This window comes from Sulfitobacter rhodophyticola, assembly GCF_041281685.2.
GTDB lineage: Bacteria > Pseudomonadota > Alphaproteobacteria > Rhodobacterales > Rhodobacteraceae > Sulfitobacter.
On record NZ_CP166251.2, the window covers coordinates 1,818,624 to 1,836,994 of the forward strand.

At 59.8% G+C, this 18,371-nt stretch carries 21 protein-coding genes and 1 tRNA gene; 12 read left to right on the forward strand and 10 right to left on the reverse strand.

All coding sequences use genetic code 11. From position 1 onward, the window contains the following. Positions 1–13: 13 nt before the first annotated feature. Positions 14–2,173 carry a selenide, water dikinase SelD gene (selD, locus tag AB4X18_RS09980; RefSeq protein WP_432817358.1) on the forward strand — a complete coding sequence of 720 codons (2,160 nt, stop codon included), beginning with the start codon at positions 14–16 and terminating at the stop codon, positions 2,171–2,173. On the opposite strand, the gene mnmH is transcribed toward selD, so the two are convergent. Then, positions 2,151–3,203: a tRNA 2-selenouridine(34) synthase MnmH gene (mnmH, locus tag AB4X18_RS09985; protein WP_370399946.1), complete on the reverse strand. Its 1,053-nt coding sequence runs from the start codon at positions 3,201–3,203 to the stop codon at positions 2,151–2,153. The genes selD and mnmH overlap by 23 nt on opposite strands. Before the next feature lie 92 nt (positions 3,204–3,295). Between mnmH and AB4X18_RS09990 the strand changes: the two genes are divergently transcribed. After that, positions 3,296–4,063 (forward strand): hydroxypyruvate isomerase family protein, encoded by a 768-nt coding sequence (locus AB4X18_RS09990; RefSeq protein ID WP_370399947.1) that lies wholly within the window; start codon positions 3,296–3,298, stop codon positions 4,061–4,063. A 241-nt stretch (positions 4,064–4,304) separates the two neighbouring features. On the opposite strand, the gene AB4X18_RS09995 is transcribed toward AB4X18_RS09990, so the two are convergent. From AB4X18_RS09995 to AB4X18_RS10010, 4 genes are all read right to left on the reverse strand, one after another. Then, positions 4,305–4,922 carry a TetR/AcrR family transcriptional regulator gene (locus AB4X18_RS09995; protein ID WP_432817359.1) on the reverse strand — a complete coding sequence of 206 codons (618 nt, stop codon included), beginning with the start codon at positions 4,920–4,922 and terminating at the stop codon, positions 4,305–4,307. Next, positions 4,919–5,329 carry a hypothetical protein gene (locus AB4X18_RS10000; protein WP_370399949.1) on the reverse strand — a complete coding sequence of 137 codons (411 nt, stop codon included), beginning with the start codon at positions 5,327–5,329 and terminating at the stop codon, positions 4,919–4,921. The genes AB4X18_RS09995 and AB4X18_RS10000 overlap by 4 nt, the downstream gene beginning before the upstream one ends. Positions 5,330–5,928: 599 nt before the next feature. After that, positions 5,929–6,004: transfer RNA gene (locus AB4X18_RS10005), tRNA-Ala, on the reverse strand. An 87-nt stretch (positions 6,005–6,091) separates the two neighbouring features. Next, positions 6,092–6,424 carry a TIGR02300 family protein gene (locus AB4X18_RS10010; protein WP_370399950.1) on the reverse strand — a complete coding sequence of 111 codons (333 nt, stop codon included), beginning with the start codon at positions 6,422–6,424 and terminating at the stop codon, positions 6,092–6,094. 113 nt (positions 6,425–6,537) lie between these two features. On the opposite strand from AB4X18_RS10010, the gene AB4X18_RS10015 reads away from it, so the two are divergent. The 3 genes from AB4X18_RS10015 (at position 6,538) to AB4X18_RS10025 (ending at position 8,326) form a co-directional block, all read left to right on the forward strand. Beyond that, positions 6,538–7,224 (forward strand): M48 family metallopeptidase, encoded by a 687-nt coding sequence (locus AB4X18_RS10015; RefSeq protein ID WP_370399951.1) that lies wholly within the window; start codon positions 6,538–6,540, stop codon positions 7,222–7,224. A gap of 78 nt (positions 7,225–7,302) precedes the next feature. Beyond that, entirely contained in the window at positions 7,303–7,644 is a 342-nt protein-coding gene (locus tag AB4X18_RS10020) for a DUF3140 domain-containing protein (RefSeq protein ID WP_370399952.1), read from the forward strand. 31 nt (positions 7,645–7,675) lie between these two features. After that, entirely contained in the window at positions 7,676–8,326 is a 651-nt protein-coding gene (locus AB4X18_RS10025) for a GntR family transcriptional regulator (RefSeq protein ID WP_432817360.1), read from the forward strand. Positions 8,327–8,352: 26 nt separating this feature from the next. Here the strand turns inward: AB4X18_RS10025 and AB4X18_RS10030 are convergent, their stop codons facing one another. Then, the gene (locus tag AB4X18_RS10030) at positions 8,353–8,658 is read right to left on the reverse strand and encodes a hypothetical protein (protein ID WP_370399953.1); all 306 of its coding nucleotides are present in this window, start codon (positions 8,656–8,658) and stop codon (positions 8,353–8,355) included. A 309-nt stretch (positions 8,659–8,967) separates the two neighbouring features. Between AB4X18_RS10030 and AB4X18_RS10035 the strand changes: the two genes are divergently transcribed. Further along, positions 8,968–9,429: a GNAT family N-acetyltransferase gene (locus AB4X18_RS10035; RefSeq protein WP_370399954.1), complete on the forward strand. Its 462-nt coding sequence runs from the start codon at positions 8,968–8,970 to the stop codon at positions 9,427–9,429. Here AB4X18_RS10035 and AB4X18_RS10040 read toward each other — a convergent pair. Beyond that, positions 9,426–10,388 carry an acetyl-CoA carboxylase carboxyltransferase subunit alpha gene (locus tag AB4X18_RS10040; protein ID WP_370399955.1) on the reverse strand — a complete coding sequence of 321 codons (963 nt, stop codon included), beginning with the start codon at positions 10,386–10,388 and terminating at the stop codon, positions 9,426–9,428. The two genes, AB4X18_RS10035 and AB4X18_RS10040, sit on opposite strands and share 4 nt — an antisense overlap. A 111-nt stretch (positions 10,389–10,499) precedes the next feature. Here AB4X18_RS10040 and AB4X18_RS10045 point away from each other — a divergent pair, with 111 nt between their 5' ends. Next, a complete protein-coding gene (locus AB4X18_RS10045) occupies positions 10,500–10,937 on the forward strand; it encodes a hypothetical protein (RefSeq protein WP_370399956.1) in 438 nt (145 codons plus the stop codon). A 104-nt stretch (positions 10,938–11,041) separates the two neighbouring features. On the opposite strand, the gene AB4X18_RS10050 is transcribed toward AB4X18_RS10045, so the two are convergent. Then, a complete protein-coding gene (locus tag AB4X18_RS10050) occupies positions 11,042–11,998 on the reverse strand; it encodes an L-malyl-CoA/beta-methylmalyl-CoA lyase (protein ID WP_370399957.1) in 957 nt (318 codons plus the stop codon). A gap of 264 nt (positions 11,999–12,262) precedes the next feature. Here AB4X18_RS10050 and dgcN point away from each other — a divergent pair, with 264 nt between their 5' ends. Genes dgcN through AB4X18_RS10065 form a run of 3 tightly spaced genes read left to right on the forward strand, consistent with a single transcriptional unit; the run spans position 12,263 to position 15,150 of the window. Then, positions 12,263–13,264 (forward strand): N-acetyltransferase DgcN, encoded by a 1,002-nt coding sequence (gene dgcN / locus AB4X18_RS10055; RefSeq protein ID WP_370399958.1) that lies wholly within the window; start codon positions 12,263–12,265, stop codon positions 13,262–13,264. A gap of 56 nt (positions 13,265–13,320) precedes the next feature. Continuing rightward, complete coding sequence (gene dgcA, locus AB4X18_RS10060; protein ID WP_370399959.1) at positions 13,321–14,286, forward strand: N-acetyl-D-Glu racemase DgcA; 966 nt, start codon at positions 13,321–13,323, stop codon at positions 14,284–14,286. A 3-nt stretch (positions 14,287–14,289) separates the two neighbouring features. Next, entirely contained in the window at positions 14,290–15,150 is an 861-nt protein-coding gene (locus AB4X18_RS10065) for a D-amino-acid transaminase (RefSeq protein ID WP_370399960.1), read from the forward strand. Between the two features lie 46 nt (positions 15,151–15,196). Here the strand turns inward: AB4X18_RS10065 and AB4X18_RS10070 are convergent, their stop codons facing one another. Next, on the reverse strand, positions 15,197–15,886 hold the full coding sequence (locus tag AB4X18_RS10070) for a calcium-binding protein (RefSeq protein WP_370399961.1): 690 nt from the start codon (positions 15,884–15,886) through the stop codon (positions 15,197–15,199). Between the two features lie 155 nt (positions 15,887–16,041). Next, complete coding sequence (locus AB4X18_RS10075) at positions 16,042–16,368, reverse strand: DUF1244 domain-containing protein (protein ID WP_370399962.1); 327 nt, start codon at positions 16,366–16,368, stop codon at positions 16,042–16,044. A gap of 207 nt (positions 16,369–16,575) precedes the next feature. Between AB4X18_RS10075 and pyk the strand changes: the two genes are divergently transcribed. Continuing rightward, on the forward strand, positions 16,576–18,021 hold the full coding sequence (gene pyk, locus AB4X18_RS10080) for a pyruvate kinase (protein ID WP_370399963.1): 1,446 nt from the start codon (positions 16,576–16,578) through the stop codon (positions 18,019–18,021). A 31-nt stretch (positions 18,022–18,052) separates the two neighbouring features. Beyond that, on the forward strand, positions 18,053–18,277 hold the full coding sequence (locus AB4X18_RS10085; protein ID WP_370399964.1) for a hypothetical protein: 225 nt from the start codon (positions 18,053–18,055) through the stop codon (positions 18,275–18,277). The last annotated feature ends 94 nt before the right edge of the window (positions 18,278–18,371 follow it).

Below are 18,371 nucleotides of genomic sequence, written 5' to 3' on the forward strand. Positions count from 1 at the left end.
AGAGAATGTATCTGTGTTGAGTGATGTGCCCCTGACGCGGGATCTGGTGCTGGTGGGGGGCGGGCATGCGCATGCTTTGGTGTTGCGCGCCTGGGGGATGAAACCGCTGCCTGGTGCACGGTTGACCGTGATCAATCCTGGTCCGACGGCACCCTATACCGGCATGTTGCCGGGGTATGTGGCAGGGCATTACGGGCGTGATGAACTGGAGATTGATCTTGTGCGGCTGTGCCGTCATGCCGGGGCCGCGCTGATTTTGGGTGAGGCAACGGACATTGATCGACAACGCCGACAGGTCCATGTCGCGGGGCGCGGACCTGTATCCTACGATGTTGCCTCTATCGATATCGGGATCACGGCCGAGATGGATTTGCCGGGTTTTGCGGCCCATGGGATCGGCGCGAAACCCTTGGGTGGCTATGCCGCACGGTGGGCCGGGTTTCTGCAGGACGTGGCAGCGGGGGACGTGGCCCCGCAGGTGGCAGTCATCGGGGGTGGCGTGGCCGGATGCGAACTGGCCATGGCGATGGCGCATGCGATGAGGACTAAAGGCGTGAAGCCTGAGGTCGTGGTGATCGAAGCGGCGCAGCAGATATCCGGGATGGGGGGCGCTGCGCGGCGCAAGGTTCAGGCGGCGATGGCGGATCTGGGTATTGCCGTACGTATCAAAACGCAGGTGGCCGAGGTGAAACCGGGCGCTGTGCAGTTGCAAGGCGGTGATGTGGTGCCTGCGCAGCTTTGTGTGGGTGCGGCAGGGGCGTTTCCCCACGGCTGGCTCGCCCAAACTGATTTGCCATTGGTGGAGGGGTTCATCGACGTACGCCCTGACCTGCGGGTGCGCGGGGATGATGCGTTATTTGCTGTGGGCGATTGTGCGCATATGGCCCATGCCCCAAGGCCCAAGGCGGGCGTGTTTGCGGTGCGTGCGGCGCCTGTGCTCAAACATAACCTGACGGTGGCGCTCGCAGGCGGGGCCATGCGGCATTTCCGACCTCAGAAGCATTACCTCAAGCTGATCTCGCTCGGGGGCAAACGTGCACTGGCGGAGAAGTACGGTTTGACGCTGGAGGGCGCGGCGCTTTGGCAATGGAAAGACCGGATCGACCGGGCGTTCATGGATCGGCTCGACAATTTGCCCGCGATGACGCCACAACGCCTGAAGGGATTGGTGGCGCAGGGGGGAGACAGAAACGCAAAGCCCCTGTGCGCGGGGTGCGGTGCGAAGGTCGGCCAGGGTGTGCTGGATACGGCGCTTGATGTGCTCGGGCCTGCAACAGGAGCGGTGGTCACCACCGCGGGCGATGATGCTGCCGTCTTGCGCCAACCTGGCGGTGGATTTCAGGTGCTTTCGACGGATCATCTCAGAGCCTTTGTCCCCGATCCTGTTGTGATGACGCGCATCGCGGCGGTTCATGCGTTGGGTGATATATGGGCGATGGGCGCGCAGCCGCAGGTCGCATTGGCCAATATCATCCTGCCTCAGATGTCAGCGGAACTTCAGGCACGGCGCATGACAGAAATCACCCGCACCGCTATGGAGGTGATGGGCGCGGCCGGTGCACAACTGGTGGGTGGCCATACGACCATGGGGGCCGAAATGACTATCGGATTTACGATCACGGGGGTTCGGGAAAGTGCGCCAATCAACGTGGCGGGGGTGCAGGCGGGGGATGTGCTTGTGCTGACGCGCCCGATTGGCAGCGGTGTCATTCTGGCGGCCGAGATGCAGGGCAAGGCATCGGGGCGGGATGTGGCGGACCTGCTTGCGCAGATGGCGCAGCCACAAGGGCGGACGGCCGCGCACCTCGCAAAAGCTCATGCAATGACCGATGTTACAGGCTTCGGTCTGGCCGGGCATGTCGCCGCGATTGCACGGGCATCGGAGCTGTCCGCCGTACTTTGGCAGGCGGAGATTCCGGTTTATGCCGGGGCGCGGGCCCTCGTGGAGCGCGGTGTGGCTTCCTCTCTCATGCCTGCGAACCGGGATCATGCGCCGGTGGATGGGCTGGAGGACCCTTTGCTGCATGATCCCCAGACGGCAGGCGGATTGCTCGCGGCGATGACGTCGGAAGATGCCGAGCAGGCTGTGATGGCAATCGGATCAGATGCCCGGATCATCGGCGTGCTGGGTGATGGTCGCCCGGGTCAGATCACGCTTGAGGTGCATCGTTGAGGAGGCGTTCGGCAGTTGCGCGCAGGGTGTCGTCCTCAAGATCAGGCAAGGAGACAGGCGTGATAGATACATCGGATCTTGCTGCGGATTTCGCATAACGGGGATCGTAGTGTCGGGCGATCAGGCTCGCGGCAAGTTCTTCCCACGCGCCAGAGGTCGCTTGTGCAAGCCAGTCATTGACCTGCACTTCAGCATGGTAGGGCCTGAGCTGTTCTATCCGGTCCTGAAGGTGCTCCGGGTCGGCCATCAGGTCACTGTAGGCGCGGGTCAGGAACCGGGCGCGCGCCATGATCGGCGCCTCCAGACGCAGGCGGGGCGCGACCTGCATCGAGGTCCAGAGCGATGGCGGCAACAGCCGTTCGCCGATCTTGCTGCTTTCCGCTTCGATCCATGTGATCCGGGAAGGGTCGAGCGCATTGAGGCCCTGAGCCACTTGTGATTCAAACATCTTCTGATCGGGCTGTGGGTTGGTCATGCCGCCAAAAAGCGAACCGCGATGGCGGGCCAGCCCTTCGAGATCCAGTACCTGCCCGCCTGCATCTTGAAGGTGCTGCAGCATCCGGGTCTTGGCCGTGCCGGTGCCGCCGTCAATCAGCCTGATCCGGTGTGGCAGGGGGGTGTCGTATAACATCTCGACCACCAGCCGCCGATAACTGCGATAGCCGCCTTTGAGCAATTGCACCCGCCAGCCAACCTGATCAAGGATCGTTGCAAAAGCGCCGGACCGTTGTCCGCCGCGCCAGCAGTAGACCAGCGGTAGCCAGCTTCCATCATGCGCGCCGAGCGGCCCCTGCAAATGCCGCGCGGTGTTCTGCGCGACCAGCGCGCCGCCAATCTTGCGGGCATTGAAAGGGCTGTCGCGGGTATATATTGTTCCGACTTCGGCCCGCTGCGCATCTGTCAGCACAGGCAGGTTGATGGCACCGGGCAGATGGTCCTCGGCGTATTCGGAAGGCGCGCGCACGTCTATGATGCTGTCCACGGACAGTCGGGTCAGGTCGTGCAGTGTGGTCAGGATCAAGGGGGTCACTGCGCCTTTCTACAGGCTGGGCAGTCAGGGTCCAGTAGGCTGGGAAGTCCGGTTCGTGCTGGTTGGGCTTTCAAGATCGGGAGAGGGGCGCCATGACGCGACAGTTTTCAGCAAACCTCGGGTTTTTGTGGAGGGAACTGGCTTTGCCGGACGCGATCCGTGCGGCGAAGGCGAGCGGATTTGACGCGGTGGAATGCCACTGGCCTTATCAGGAGCCGGTGTCGGAGGTGCAGTTGGCATTGGCCGAAACGGGGCTGCCAATACTTGGGTTGAACACGGTCCGCGGGGACGTGGCGGCAGGGGAGAACGGCCTGTCAGCCTTGATCGGTCGGGAATCCGAAGCGCGTGCGGCGATTGATCAGGCGGTTTCCCATGGGTGGGCCTTGGGTGCGCGGCATGTCCATGTCATGGCGGGAAATGCGGTTGGCGATGGCGCACATGCGTGTTTTGTCGAGAACCTCAGCTATGCTTGCACGGTCGCCGCCAAAAAGGGCATGCGCGTGGTGATCGAGCCGCTCAATGCCCACGATGCACCGGGTTATTTCCTGCGGACGACCGTGCAGGCGGCAAACATCATCGCCGAGGTGGGCGCAGGCAATCTGGCGCTGATGTTTGATTGCTATCATGTTGCGCGCAGCGAAGGTGATGTGGCCGGACGGCTGGAAACGCTGATCCCGATCATCGGGCACATTCAATTTGCAGGGGTGCCGGATCGCGGGCCGCCATTGGCTGGTCGGTTGGACTATCGGCAGGTGTTCAATGACATCTCACGGTTTGGCTATGACGGTGCCCTTGGGGCGGAGTATCGACCGACCGGGGGGACGGAAGGGTCGCTGGGGTGGATGGACGTGCTGCGATAGCTGGATTTCGTGTTGCCGATCCGGTGCTCTTCTAGGGGCACCCCCGATATCTGCTATCACACAAGGCCTACCGTTGACCTTCGCCAAGGCGGTCGCATTATTTAGGGCTTCCTACAGCTCGCACATGTGCGGCGGCAGATCAGCGATCACCAATGTGACGCCGTTGATCTGTGCGGTCCACCCATGCAATTCGAAGGGAATTCAATTCGCTCCGTGGGTCCGCAGGTATTCAAAAGGCGCTTCAAGCCGAGTCGCCCGAAACCTTTGCCTTTTCCATCAAAAGCAGAAGTTGAACGCTGAGCAGCCTTTCGCCAATGCTGATCAGGTCTTCAGGTCTCCGAAAACGCAAAAGACGCAGCGCCAGACCCTGAACGATACTGATGATCAGGGCCGTACAATCATCGACATCAAGGTCGGAACGAATCTGCCCCGATGTCTGCGCCGCGCAGATGGCAGCGTGGATGGCTTCGCGCAGCCCGCCCACGCTGTTCAACACCTCTGATCGTAATTCTGTCGTTCCTGAACCGGGGTCACGCATCACCATGATTTCTGGCAGGGCCGGGTAATCTTGCAAAAGGCGGATCTGGCCGATGACAAGCGCACGCAAACGGGCAAGTGGCTCAGGCTGGTCTTGCGCGGCCCCGATGTTGTCGTCTATTCGTTGGCACAACGCTTCCGTGACCGTCCGCCAGACGTCATCCTTGTTGGGAAAATGTTTGTAGATCGCCGGTTGCGTCAGACCCAGACGCTCAGCAATCATTGCGGTTGTAACGCGATCCGGTCCCATCTGAAATGCAAGGTCAAGGGCGGCTTGCGTAATTTCCGCCTTTCTGACTGCTGCGGTCTTGCGGACCCTCATGTTCGCGCAATGGTCCGTAGAAGGACCAAGGAAATCAACGCCCAGATCCCGAAACGCAAGGTCAACGCACCCACGGTACGCATTTCATACCCGCCACCCTGCATCACCCATAGGGCGAACGCGGCGGCAACCAGAGCGGTTGCTGCGGCAATAGCAATCGACAGCCACATGGCAAAGCGATGGCCCCGCCAGATCGCGAGGCCCGCCGCAATATAAAAAAACCCGGCGCTGAAGTTGAACCAGACCACGAAGGGCACGAATTGTCCGGCAAGTTCTCGTGCGGCTTCGGGCCCAAATATGACATTGCCGCCCGAAAACACTGTCATCACACCGAACAGCATCGCGCCGCCTGCAATGATCCTGTGGATGGGCCGCGGTGCGAATGCCTGAGTTTCCAACAGAGCCATTCTTGAACCTCTTTTGCTTTGAGTTAGTTTCAGATTTAGTTATAGCTTTATAACTAGGTTCAGATCCCTGTCCAATCAATACCTAAACTTAAGAATTCATTCGTCTTTGAGCCCGATTTAGGTGACGGAGAAGCAGATCACGGGCTATGCTCTCGTTTATGCAGACCACGCAATGCCGCCACCTGATTGATCGTAGGGAGCGGCCTTCGTTCTTGACCGTCCAAACGCGCCGAACGTCTGAAAGGTGCCAGCCACAACCCAGCGTGTGTTCGCGTGCCCGTGCTGCCAATTGGAGATCGAACACAGAAGCGCCAACCGCGCCTTAAGTCGCTGATTGTACCGGCGAAGACAGGAAGACGCCCGGTGCCGTGCAACCGCCAGACTGCGCCAGCAGTCTATGACACGGACTTCGCTTCATCGCCACACCACTGGATGAAGCGCAACGTGATTGATGGCTTCATTCGACAGTTGCCGTCCTGTGAGCATTCAGAAGAGGTGGACCTGTTCCCGGTCACCGCGGACCATGTCGGACGTTCATGACGTGCGACACCCAGCACCTTGTGGACAGGCTACACATCTTCAAATGCAACTTGGGAATTTGGTGGAGCATAGCGGGATCGAACCGCTGACCTCCTGCATGCCATGCAGGCGCTCTCCCAGCTGAGCTAATGCCCCAATGCGGTACAGGACCGTTGGTTCTGGGTGATTAGTGCCAAGCGGGGGCGGGATCAAGTGGAAAATCCGGACCCGCCCCAATGCTATTCAGCTGTCGTCATCTTCCGACGCGACATCGGCGATGTCTTCCAGCGGAACGGTATCATCATCGTCATCGTCATCGTCCAGGATATCGTCATCCAGATCGACATCGACATCATCGTCCTCCAGAATATCCTCTTCTTCGTCAGCGACTTTGGCTTTCTTGGCCTTGGCCGTCACGGCGTCTTCAGCGTCAGCTGCAATCATGCGGGACTTGGAGGCGTCCACTTCCAGCGTTTCGCCCGTATAGGGACTGACGATGGGATCCTTGTTGAGGTCGTAAAAACGCTTGCCTGTCGTCGGGCAAAGACGTTTCGTTCCCCATTCTTCATTGGGCATGAAAAACCCCCTTGGTCATTTGCGGTTGCGTGTAGATGATTCCGGCCAAGTGCCATATGGAGGGGGGACTGTCAAAGGCTTTAGCCTGTTACCCCGTTGATGAGCCCCACCCGATGTCCGACCACAGCCTTCCCGGTGATCCCCCCATTCCGCTGATCTTGCGCCGTTCTTCCCGCGCGCGTCGGATTTCGCTGCGCATCAGCCAGCTGGATGGTCGGGTCACGCTTACCATGCCGAAACGGCTGGCAGAGCGAGAGGCATTGGATTTCGCCCGTCAGAAAGAGGGGTGGATTCGCACCCATCTGGACGCGAGAGAGGATGATGTTGAAGTGGGGCTGGGCGCGTGTCTGCCCATTGGCGGACAAATGTTGGAAGTTGTCCCCGGCACCGGGAGGCGGGTCGAGGTCGCCACCGATCACGTTGCTGTGCCGGGTCCGGGGGCGCGCGTGGCACCCCGACTTGCCGCATGGCTGAAGGAAGTTGCCCGTGACCGGCTGGCTGGCGCCTGCGATGATTATGCCGCCGTTTTGGGCAAACCCTATACCCGGCTGACCCTGCGCGACACCCGTTCGCGCTGGGGGTCGTGCACCTCTGACGGGGGGCTGATGTTTTCGTGGCGCCTGATCATGGCCCCGCCGGAGGTACTGGATTACGTGGCCGCCCACGAAGTTGCGCATCTGGCGGAGATGAACCATTCTCCGGATTTTTGGGCAAAGGTGACGCAGCTTTACGGGGACTACGATGCGCCGCGCAAGTGGTTGCGCCGCGAAGGCAACGCGCTGCACCGCTACAAATTTTAGCATAATCGCACGTTTCGAAACCAAACGCCCCAGTACTGCGTTTGACCGCATGAACTTCACGCGGAAAGGAACTTTGCAATGCCCTCCTCGAAATCACACGACGAAATTTGGGACGAATGGCGTGCTTTGGTGAACATGGCCCCGCAGGAGCTTGAGGACTGGCTGCAGACGGAGGAATCTCAATCGGTAGGCGACAGCGACACGGACGAATCCACGGGTCACAAGTCAGGTCGACGCATCGTCGAGATCAAACGCACGGACAAGGCCGACCTGAGCGGGGACCAGTGGGACCACATGGCCAAGGTCGTGGGATACATCAAGCGTCACTTGTCACAGGGCGGCCCCAAGGAAGATGTCGAACAGTCGGATTGGCGGTACTCTCTGATGAATTGGGGACACGACCCGATGAAAGAAGATTGACCCGTTCCACATTTGTGATCACAAACATGGCATGAACCTGTCCCCGCGCCCCATTGAAGCCACCCCGCTGGCCCATGATCGTGTCTATCGCCGCCTGCGCAGCAAGGTAATGTATGGCGAACTTCCCCCCGGGCAGGCGCTGACACTGCGCGGCATCGGCAAGGAATTCGAGGTTTCGATGACCCCCGCCCGCGAGGCTGTACGCCGTCTGGTTGCCGAAGGGGCTTTCACCATGTCCGCATCCGGCCGCATCACCACCCCCGAACTCAGCAACGAACGGATTGAGGAACTTGCCGCCCTGCGGGCGCTGATCGAAGTGGAATTGGCCAGCCGCGCCTTGCCGCGCGCGCACCTGGCCCTGATCGAACGGCTGCAAACCATCAACAACGCCGTGGGAGAGGCGGTCAATCAGCGTGATGCGGTAAGCTATATCCGCGCCAACCTGGAATTCCATCGGACCCTGTACCTGCGCGCGCAAGCACCCGCTATGCTGGCTATGGCTGAAACCGTCTGGCTGCAAATGGGTCCGACGATGCGCGCCCTTTACGGCCGCCTGCGCCGGACCGAACCGCCACATTTCCATCGTCTGATCATTGCAGCACTGCGTGCCGGGGATGAGCCGGGATTGCGACTTGCGCTGCGGTCTGACGTCACCCAAGGCCTTCGCATGCTGGCAAGCTGAGGCTCGGGCAATGGAACGGGTATCGCCTATCCGGCTACGCCGTCAGGCACCTTGACAGGCATCTCCGTTATCCAGTGATCACCGGTTGAAACGACGCAACTGATCCCGTCAGCGCGACTTAACAACACGGTATAGCTGCCGGAAGTTGACGAAGTGAAGATCTCCATCAGCGTCGTTTCGTCCTGTAGGCCACGCGCGGTCAATGTTTCGGCATATTGCTCTCCCAGTCGTGCGACAATGTCATCGCGCGGGGCGCATCCCGCCGCATGGACAGGAGGGGCCAGGCTTGCCATGCCAAAGACCAAAGCTGTTGAAAGTAGACGTTTATACATGTCAGGCTCCTATGGTTGTGACATTGGGGCGGAGGACATGGCAGAGGGTTTTCGTCCTCCTGTCTTATAAATGGGGATTGAGGCTTATCGCTTCAATTCACACATGCGGGAGGGACAGTGAAGGTCCAAGCCGCCCGAGGGCTTGACCGCAGGCCCAACCGGGCCGATGCTGCGTCCATGATGATGGCCGCTCACAGCAATTATTACCGCCGCGCACCCTGAACGCGGCCCATTTTCCCATTTCGTGAAATCAAAGCCGCCCCTGCGCGGCTTTTTTTGCGTTTTCCGCAATATGAAAGATCACAAGACATGCACGATATGAAGATACGCCGGGTTGAGCGTCATGACCTGCCCCAAGTGGTCGCCATGATCGGTGCGCTTGCCGCCCACCATGATGACCTGCCGCAGACAGACCCGGAAATGCTCGCGCGCGATGTTCTGGGTGACACACCCTGGGTGACCCTGCTGGTGGCGGAAGGTACAGAAGGACTGGCGGGATATGCGGCGCTGTGCCCCTTGGTGCAACTGCAATTCGGGGCCCGCGGAATGGACATGCACCACCTGTTCGTGACGCCGCAGCACCGGGGTTGTGGTTTGGGTCGGGCCCTGATCGACGCAAGCTGTCAGGCAGCGCTGGGCCTAGGGTGCTTGTACCTTGCTGTAGGAACACACCCCGACAATGATGCCGCACAGCGTTTTTATGAAAACGCGGGCTTCAGCCGCACCTCTGGCGGCCCGCGTTTCCGCATCAGGCTGGACCGCGCCTCCTAGGCTGCCAATCCCTTGTTCCCAATTTCGAGGTACTTGCGCCGCCGGTCTTTGATCAACTCCTTCGCCGACTTGCCGCTCAGCTCGTCCAGCATGCCCGCAATGTTCAGGCGCACGGCGGCGAGTGTCTTTTTGCGATCCCGATGCGCCCCGCCGGTCGGCTCGGTGATGATACGGTCAGTGACCCCAAGGCGGCGCAGATCATCTGCAGTCAGGCGCATGGCCTCTGCCGCTTCGCGCATCTTTTCTGAATCCTTCCACAGGATCGATGCGCAACCTTCGGGCGTGATCACCGAATAGACCGAATGTTCCAGCATGGCGACCCTGTTGGCTGTGGCAAAAGCCACCGCGCCGCCGGACCCCCCTTCGCCAATGATGACCGATACCAGCGGCACTCCGATCTGCAGACACTTCTCGGTTGAACGGGCAATCGCTTCGGACTGGCCGCGTTCTTCGGCCCCCTTGCCGGGATAGGCACCGGGCGTGTCCACCAGCGTGATCACTGGCAGATCAAAGCGATCCGCCAAGTCCATGAGCCTGACGGCTTTTCGATACCCCTCAGGCCGCGCCATGCCGAAATTCCGCTCGATCCGGGATTTGGTATCAGCGCCCTTTTCATGGCCAATCACCACGACGGGCCGGTCGTCGAAACGCGCCAGCCCTCCCATGACCGCAAGATCGTCGGCAAAGTTCCGATCTCCGGCAAGCGGCGTGTAATCAGTGAACAATTCCTCGATGTAATCCTTGCAGTGTGGCCGCTCCGGATGGCGCGCCACCTGGCATTTTCGCCAAGGCGTCAGGCTGCCATACAACTCCTTGAGCATCGCCTCGGCTTTGACGTCCAGCGCCTTTGCCTCGGTTGAGACATCCATTTCCTCATTCGCCCGCGCCAACGCACGCAGCTCTTCCGCCTTGCCTTCAATCTCGGCCAGCGGCTTCTCAAAATCAAGGTACTGGGTCATGCGATCCTCCGAGGTGCTGTCTGGTATATGGCTTGCAATTGAACGGTTTGCAACGCGCGGGAATACTTGTAGCCTGACTGTGGGGGCTGTCTCGGAACAGAGGGAAGAGCCATGATTTCAAGATGGAGCCTCGCAGTGGTGCTGTGCGCGCTGCCTGTCTGTCTGCCCGCACAGGAGATCAACTTTGGCGATGACGCGAGCGAATGGGCGCTGGATGGTGAATGTGACGACCGCCGGTTCCGTGGCAGTACCATGGCACCCGGACTGGATCGTGATGATGTCGGCCATGACGCCAGTGACTGCAAATCCGGGTACGTCAGCGGCGCGTTGAGCATCTGGGAATTCTCGGAGGCCCTCCCGGCGACAGACTGTAGTGTGATCGACTTTGGCGACGACACCTCCGAGTGGGCCAACGATGGTTTGTGCGATGACTATCGGTTTGACGGACCGGGCGGGGATTTCGTGCTGCTGCGCGAAGATACCGGAAAGGATGCCACCGATTGCAGACAATTGTGCGAACAGGGGGAAATTGCCTTGCGCGACTATTAACGCCCGATCAAGCAGCCACCGAATAGGGGGGCAGTAACTGGTATTCAGGCGCAGCACATCATCCGAATAGCTCTCCGAGGGTTTTTAACCATTTGGAAGCAGGTTCAGCCGTTGATCATCTCTGATTGGCGGACGATCACTTCGGCCTGCTTGATGCTGGCGATATCGACCAGACGCCCCTTGTAGACAGTTGCACCTTCGCCCTTGGCTTTGGCTTCTTCCATCGCGGCGAGGATTTCGCGCGCTTCGGTGACCGCTGCCTCGGAAGGCGTGAATACTTCGTTGGAAATGGCAACCTGCTTGGGATGGATGGCCCATTTGCCAACCATGCCAAGCGTGGCGGATCGGCGCGCCTGCGCGCGGCATCCTTCGTCATCGGAGAAGTCTCCGAAGGGACCGTCCACCGGCAGAACGCCGTGGGTGCGGCAGGCGGCCACGATGGCGGTCTGGGCCCAGTGCCAGGGATCAGACCAGTGTTTCTGCCCCTCGTGCAGCATGTAGTAGTTCTCTTGCGTGCCGCCGATCCCGGTGGTCTGCATGCCCATGGAAGCGGCAAAATCCGCAGCACCGAGGCTCATTGCCTCGAGCCGGGGGGAAGCAGCGGCGATTTCTTCGACGTGCGCGATACCAGCCGCACTTTCGATGATCACTTCAAAGGCGATCTTCTTGGTGCGGCCCTTGGCGGCCTCGATTGAGGAGACGAGTGCATCCACTGCGTAGATGTCCGCCGCGCAGCCGACTTTCGGAATCATGATCTGGTCCAGCCTTTCGGACGCCTGCTCAAGCAAATCCACCACGTCGCGGTACCAATACGGGCTGTCGAGGCCGTTGATCCGCACCGACAGGGTCTTGGTACCCCAATCGACATCGCCGATGGCCTTGATGACATTTTGCCGGGCGCTGTCCTTGTCCGAAGGGGCGACGCTGTCTTCAAGATCGAGGTTGATCACATCCGCAGCGGAGCCAGCCATTTTCTCAAAGATAGCGGGGCGTGAACCGGGGCCGAAAAGCTGGCAACGGTTGGGCCGGGCAGGGGGTGTGGGCTGGAGGCGGAAAGACATCAGCATGTTCCTTGGTTGCACGCCGCTCTGGCGAAATTTTCTTGCGAATTCTCTGGTGCAAGCTGGTATTAAATTGCGCATTGCTGCGCAAGCGTGATTTCGCATCTGCAGCATATCCTGCTGAAGTGCGTGCAAGATCATTGCGTCGATTGACATAATCGCGATAAAAAACCACTGCATTGGCCCGAAATGCACCGGAAATGCAAAGTGATTGCATGGAGGATCGCGCAAACTGTCGCAAACAAACGCGCCGGAGATTCTGCCATGATCGAGACCCCCTATCTGCTTTTCCTCGGCGATGCGCCCGACCAACTGGCTGCCAAGGTCGCGCAGGGGATCAAGGATTGGCGCCCCGAGAATGCCGTTGGTCAGTATCGCATGGATGGCTGCAAGACGGATGTGGGCCTCAAGGACATGACGTTGGCGGAAGCCAAGGCTGCGGGTGCCAAGACGCTGGTGATCGGTGTGGCCAATCGTGGTGGTGTGATCAGCCAGGCCTGGAAAGACGTGCTGATCGAGGCGCTGGGGATGGGTTTTGATCTGGCGTCAGGTCTTCATAACCTTCTTGCAAACGAAGGGGATCTGGTTGCCGCAAGCCAGGTCAACGGTGGCACCCTGCACGATGTGCGTGTGCCCAACGTCGAATATCCCATCGCAAACGGGGTCAAGCGTCGTGGCAAGCGGGTGTTGGCCGTGGGCACGGATTGCTCGGTCGGCAAGATGTACACGGCTTTGGCGCTGGATGAATCGATGCGTAAGCGGGGCATGAACAGCACCTTCCGTGCCACCGGTCAGACCGGCATTCTGATCACGGGTTCCGGTGTGCCGCTGGATGCGGTGATTGCGGATTTCATGGCTGGCGCGGTGGAATACCTCACGCCGGACAACGACGATGATCACTGGGACATCATCGAAGGGCAGGGCAGCCTGTTCCACGTCTCCTATTCCGGCGTGACGCTGGCGTTGATCCATGGCGGCCAGCCGGATGCGCTGATCATCTGTCATGAACCCACGCGCACCCACATGCGCGGACTTCCGGAATACACGCCACCGTCGATGCAGGCGGTCAGTGACATGGCGTTGGCGCTGGCCAAAGTGGCAAACCCGCATTGCAAAGTGATTGGCGTTTCTGTCAACACGCAGCATCTGTCGCAGGACGAAGCGGAGGCCTATCTGGCGGAAGTGGAAGCAGAGATGGGATTGCCTGCCGTTGATCCCTTCCGCCAGGGCGCAGAGCGGTTGGCCGAGGCCATCGCGGCTCTCTGACCCCTGCGCGGGGCGAGCGTGCGGACGGGATTTAAGGCCAAATAGAGGGGCAGGCGATGCGGATCGAAGTGACGTCGGATGTGTTCAAGCTGGCGCAGGTGTTTACCATTTCGCGGGGGTCGCGCACGGAAGCCAAGGTGCTGACGGTGCGGCTGTGCGAGGAGGGTGTCACGGGCTGGGGTGAATGTCTGCCGTATGCGCGGTATGATGAGACGCTGGAGTCAGTCACCGCGCAAATTGAAGGGCTGGAGGGGGAGATTACCCACGACAGCCTTTATGATCTGTTGCCTGCGGGGGCCGCGCGGAACGCGGTGGATTGTGCGTTGTGGGATTTGGAAGCCAAGCGTGCGGGCAAGCGGGTGTGGGAGCTGTTGGGGCTGCCTGCGCCGACGCCTCAGATCACGGCCTATACGCTGTCACTGGATGAACCTGCCAAAATGCGCGAACAGGCGGCGAAGAACGCCTTTCGTCCTTTGTTGAAGATCAAGCTTGGCACGCCCGATGACATGCCGCGTCTGGAAGCCGTGCGCGCGGGTGCGCCGACCTCAACCATCATCGTGGACGCCAATGAAGGCTGGTCGGCAGGGGTCTATGCGGACCTTGCGCCCCATCTGCTGCGGCTGGGCGTCGCGCTGGTCGAACAACCACTGCCTGCGGGCGAGGACGACGCGCTGATCGGGATGCAGCGGCCCGTGCCGGTTTGTGCCGACGAGAGCGCGCATGCGTGCGGCAGTTTGCCCAAGCTCAAAGGCAAGTACGATGTGGTCAATATCAAGCTGGATAAAACCGGTGGATTGACGGAGGCGCTTCGACTGCGTGATGCAGCACTTGCAGAAGGATACGATGTTATGGTGGGCTGCATGGTGGGATCATCGCTCGCCATGGCACCGGCAACGATAGTGGCGCAGGGCGCGAAGATTGTTGATCTGGACGGGCCCTTGCTTTTGGGCGAAGACCGGGACAACGCTTTGATATTTGATGTGGCAGGGGTGCATCCGCCTGTCGCCGGTTTATGGGGATAAGAAATGCGAACTGTCTATGTGAATGGCGACTACCTGCCGGAGAATGAAGCGACCATCTCGATCTTTGACCGCGGGTTTCTGATGGCAGATGGCGTTTACGAGGTGACCTCCGTCCTGGATGGCAAGCTGATCGACTTTGACGGCCATGCGGTGCGCCTGTCCCGATCGCTCAATGAACTGGAGATGAAAAACCCGATCAGCAAGAACGACTTGCTGGAAGTGCACCGTGAGTTGGTGCGCGCCAACGAGATCGACGAAGGGCTGGTCTACTTGCAGATCACCCGTGGATCCGACGGCGACCGGGACTTTGCCTTTCCGGACCCGGAAACGACAGAACCGTCAATCGTGATGTTCACTCAGAACAAACCCGGTATGGCCGATAGCCCTGCGGCGCGGAAGGGGGCCAAGATCATCTCGATCGAGGATATCCGGTGGGGCAGACGCGACATCAAGACGGTACAGCTGCTCTATCCTTCCATGGGTAAGATGATGGCCAAGAAAGCCGGGTGCGACGACGCATGGATGGTCGAGGATGGTTTTGTCACCGAAGGCACATCGAACAATGCCTATATCGTCAAGGGCAACAGGATCATCACCCGTGCGTTGAGCAATGACATCCTGCACGGGATCACACGGGCTGCGGTGCTGCGTCTTGCCAAGGAATCGCAGATGGTGGTGGAAGAACGCAACTTCACCATTGATGAAGCAAAAGAGGCGGACGAGGCATTTACAACCTCCGCCAGCGCTTTCGTGATGCCAGTGGTCGAAATTGACGGCGTCGCATTGGGCGACGGCACACCCGGCAAGGTATCCTGGCGGCTGCGCGAGATTTACCTTGACGAAATGCGTAAAGCGGCCGTGTGAACGGCTGTTGATGGCCCTGCGCAGGGGCCCTCGAACGCTTGTTCGTCTATTCAGATGACGTGATCACCGCCGACAGGCTGGAAAGTGCGGATCCATCCAGACCACGCAGGAGGGCCACGGCACGCCCGTCGTAGCTGGCCTTTACCGCGCTGTCCGCGGTGTTGACCTCGAAGGTGGTTTCGTCCCCATCGTCGCCCGCCAGCGCATCGTTTCCGATCCCGCCAAAAAGCGTGTCCGTCGCGCCGAATTCATCTGGCTCGGAAAAGCCTTCGTCGCCAAGCCCATCTGCGGCAAGCAGCACCTCATCATTCAGATCCCCGAAAAGCTCGTTCGACCCGCGCACATCGGCAATCAGATCAGAACCGGACCCGCCTCGGACAAAATCATCGCCCGCGTCATATCGGTCCGCCGCATCAGAAAAGTAGACGTCATCGCCATCGCTCAAAAACACGTTATCATTGCCGGAACTGCCGACGACAAGGTCATTGCCTCGCCCGCCGTCCAGGGCGTGGCCGCCACCCTTTCCGACAAGGATATCGTCGCCAACGGCCTCAAGCATTTCGCTGGCCGATGCTTTCCCGAAGACACGCCCCGGAGCAGTGCTGCCCCCGAAGGTTTCTTCGTCTTCATCAAGCGCGACGGTGACGCGGTCTTCCATGTCCCCATCATCGTCGTCGATCAAAAGTGCAAGCAGCCCGATGCCCAGGAGCACCGGAATGGCGAAAACGGCAAGCATTGCGATCCCCCTGACATGATTGGAGATACAAGGGCTAAGGGGCCGGCCAATTTTCTGTCAAATTTTCAATATTTTTGTGTGTCACCCGATATCAGTCGCACATTGCGCGCGGGCATTGTTCTAGATCTGCGAACAGAATTGCCCCAATTCGGAAGCTATTCCTTGTTCCCGACATTCTCTTCAAACGCGGTCTTGAAGGCGTCCTGCTGGGCGTCTGTCGCATCGGTCTGGAATTGCGCCTTCCACTCCGCCATGCTCATGCCATAGAAAATCTCCCGGGCTTCTTCTTTGCCCATTTCGATCCCCTGTGCGTTCGCGGCCTCCTGGTACCAACGGCTCAGACAATTCCGGCAAAATCCTGCGAGGTTCATCAGGTCGATGTTCTGCACATCCGTCCGGTCTTCCATCAGGTGCTTTTGCAAACGGCGATAGGCGGCCGCCTGCAGCTCGATCTCGGTCTGGGTCGGGGGTTGGTCAGCCATGGATATCTCCTTTGAACAAGGAGTTGGGCGTCTGCGCCGCGCTGTCAAGGCACCGTTTCCGATCAGCGGTGGCCGTGCGGTCACATTTGTGAAACTGTCAGATGCGATTGAAGGCTGTTGCAGGTGGTGGAGACTATACGTTAACGCTAACATACAACGACGCAGAAGAAGGCCGTGAGGCCAGGACGACGCAATAAGGATTTTGGAATGAGACGCTCGCGGAATGTAAAAATCGTCGCAACCCTTGGTCCGGCTTCGGACAGCTACGACATGATAGCAACCCTGCACCAGACAGGGGCAGACGTATTCCGCCTGAACATGAGCCATGGCACGCATGATGAAATTCGCGAAAAGCATCGCATCATCCGCGAGGTCGAGCAGAATCTCGGCGGCACCATAGGCATTCTGGCGGACCTTCAAGGGCCCAAGCTGCGGGTCGGCGTGTTTGCCAATGGCGAAGAAGATCTGCAGGAAGGCGCGCCTTTCCGTCTTGACCTCGACCGGGCAGAGGGGGATGCGACCCGTGTTTGCCTGCCCCATCCGGAGATCTTTGCAGCCCTGCAACCCGGCGCATCACTGTTGGTGAACGACGGCAAGATAAGGCTGAAGGTCATCGATTGCAGTGCCGATCATGCGAACTGTGAAGTGATCATTGGCGGCACCATTTCCAACCGTAAGGGGGTAAACGTGCCCGATGTCGTTTTGCCCCTTGCCGCCCTGTCAGACAAGGACCGGGCCGATCTGGAGTTTGCTTGTGAACTCGGTGTGGACTGGCTTGCGCTCAGCTTTGTGCAGCGGCCAGAGGATGTTGAAGAAGCGCGCGCATTGGCGGCGGGTCGCGCCGCGATCCTGTCCAAGATCGAGAAACCTTCGGCGGTGGAGCGCTTTGACGACATTCTGGCGGTCAGCGACGGCATAATGGTCGCGCGGGGTGATCTGGGGGTCGAACTCCCCGTCCAGAATGTCCCGCCAATCCAGAAGCGTCTGGTACGCAAATGCCGGACGGCAGCAAAGCCGGTGATCGTCGCCACGCAGATGTTGGAAAGCATGATCGAAAGCCCGATGCCCACCCGCGCTGAGGTATCAGACGTGGCAACAGCCATCTATGAAGGCGCTGATGCGGTGATGCTGAGCGCGGAGTCAGCCGCGGGCAGCTACCCGGTCGAGGCGGTCAAGACCATGGACCGTGTTGCCACCGAGGTGGAGCAGGACCCGACCTACACCCAGATCATCGAAGCCTCCCGCAAGGCAGACCGCAACACCGTCGCTGACGGCATCGTCGCGGCCGCACGTGAAATTGCGGAGACCACTGATATTAAGGCGATTGCCTGTTATACTCAAAGCGGGGCGACCGCCCTGCTGACCGCGCGTGAACGCCCACGGGTGCCGATCATCGCCATGACCTCCAGCAAGGAAACCGCCGGCAGGCTTGCACTTAGCTGGGGGACCACCTGTGTCGTGACCGATGCCCTATCGCGGTTCAAGATGGCGGTGCTCAACGCTGCGCGCGCCGCCCGGTCCGAAGGGTTTGCCGGACCGGAGGATCTGATCGTGGTCACCGCTGGTGTGCCTTTCAATGTGCCTGGCACCACCAATATTTTGCGTGTGGCCCCTTGCGACGAACGTTTGATTTATCCAGCCGATCCGGAGTAGGTTCCTTTACGTCAAAAAGAAGGAGATCGGCATGGAACCTGATCTGGCCCTTGTACTTGGTCTGGTGATTGCCGCGTTTTCGGTGCCGTCCATCCTGTCTGCACTTGCTGACAGTCGCGCGCCACGTGCATCTGCGATCACGATCCTGATCGGTGGTGGTCTGGTGTTATACGCACTACAACAAACGCCAAACGGATATGCGCTGCAGGACATCCCGGATGTTTTCGTCAGAGTGGTCGCCAGGTACATGCCCTAGCGTCGGAATCCCCTTGCGCGCTGCGCCGCGCCGTCCTATACGCCAGCTTCATTCCGCACGTCCGGCCCAAGTGGCATGCCGAGTCGTGCGCAAA

Bases quoted from the DNA above. Each gene is read 5' to 3' on its own strand.
- AB4X18_RS09990 (WP_370399947.1), top strand. From the start codon at position 3,296: ATGACGCGACAGTTTTCAGCAAACCTCGGGTTTTTGTGGAGGGAACTG.
- AB4X18_RS09995 (WP_432817359.1), bottom strand. From the start codon at position 4,922: ATGAGGGTCCGCAAGACCGCAGCAGTCAGAAAGGCGGAAATTACGCAA.
- AB4X18_RS10000 (WP_370399949.1), bottom strand. From the start codon at position 5,329: ATGGCTCTGTTGGAAACTCAGGCATTCGCACCGCGGCCCATCCACAGG.
- AB4X18_RS10010 (WP_370399950.1), bottom strand. From the start codon at position 6,424: ATGCCCAATGAAGAATGGGGAACGAAACGTCTTTGCCCGACGACAGGC.
- AB4X18_RS10015 (WP_370399951.1), top strand. From the start codon at position 6,538: ATGTCCGACCACAGCCTTCCCGGTGATCCCCCCATTCCGCTGATCTTG.
- AB4X18_RS10020 (WP_370399952.1), top strand. From the start codon at position 7,303: ATGCCCTCCTCGAAATCACACGACGAAATTTGGGACGAATGGCGTGCT.
- AB4X18_RS10025 (WP_432817360.1), top strand. From the start codon at position 7,676: ATGAACCTGTCCCCGCGCCCCATTGAAGCCACCCCGCTGGCCCATGAT.
- AB4X18_RS10030 (WP_370399953.1), bottom strand. From the start codon at position 8,658: ATGTATAAACGTCTACTTTCAACAGCTTTGGTCTTTGGCATGGCAAGC.
- AB4X18_RS10035 (WP_370399954.1), top strand. From the start codon at position 8,968: ATGCACGATATGAAGATACGCCGGGTTGAGCGTCATGACCTGCCCCAA.
- AB4X18_RS10040 (WP_370399955.1), bottom strand. From the start codon at position 10,388: ATGACCCAGTACCTTGATTTTGAGAAGCCGCTGGCCGAGATTGAAGGC.
- AB4X18_RS10045 (WP_370399956.1), top strand. From the start codon at position 10,500: ATGATTTCAAGATGGAGCCTCGCAGTGGTGCTGTGCGCGCTGCCTGTC.
- AB4X18_RS10050 (WP_370399957.1), bottom strand. From the start codon at position 11,998: ATGTCTTTCCGCCTCCAGCCCACACCCCCTGCCCGGCCCAACCGTTGC.
- dgcN (WP_370399958.1), top strand. From the start codon at position 12,263: ATGATCGAGACCCCCTATCTGCTTTTCCTCGGCGATGCGCCCGACCAA.
- dgcA (WP_370399959.1), top strand. From the start codon at position 13,321: ATGCGGATCGAAGTGACGTCGGATGTGTTCAAGCTGGCGCAGGTGTTT.
- AB4X18_RS10065 (WP_370399960.1), top strand. From the start codon at position 14,290: ATGCGAACTGTCTATGTGAATGGCGACTACCTGCCGGAGAATGAAGCG.
- AB4X18_RS10070 (WP_370399961.1), bottom strand. From the start codon at position 15,886: ATGCTTGCCGTTTTCGCCATTCCGGTGCTCCTGGGCATCGGGCTGCTT.
- AB4X18_RS10075 (WP_370399962.1), bottom strand. From the start codon at position 16,368: ATGGCTGACCAACCCCCGACCCAGACCGAGATCGAGCTGCAGGCGGCC.
- pyk (WP_370399963.1), top strand. From the start codon at position 16,576: ATGAGACGCTCGCGGAATGTAAAAATCGTCGCAACCCTTGGTCCGGCT.
- AB4X18_RS10085 (WP_370399964.1), top strand. From the start codon at position 18,053: ATGGAACCTGATCTGGCCCTTGTACTTGGTCTGGTGATTGCCGCGTTT.